General features: G+C 61.6%; 1 pseudogene. It reads left to right on the top strand.

Annotation, left to right across the window (positions count from 1 at the left end):
• Window positions 1-2: 2 nt before the first annotated feature.
• A pseudogene (pyrG, locus tag ACZ3HH_RS31235) lies at window positions 3-232 on the top strand (CTP synthetase); the annotation flags it as partial.

Raw genomic sequence — 232 nt, 5'->3', positions numbered from 1 at the left:
GTGTGGTGTCTTCCCTGGGCAAGGGAATCGCCTCAGCCTCCCTTGCCGCGATCCTCGAATCGCGGGGCCTCAAAGTCACCCTCATCAAGCTCGACCCGTACATCAACGTGGACCCGGGCACCATGTCCCCGTTCCAGCACGGCGAGGTGTTCGTCACCGACGACGGCGCCGAAACCGACCTCGACCTGGGCCACTACGAGCGTTTCATCGAAACGCGCATGAAGAAATCCAA

Source organism: Pseudomonas sp. PME37.24/025 (assembly GCF_055556615.1).
This window is presented reverse-complemented; position numbering and strand designations above follow the sequence as displayed.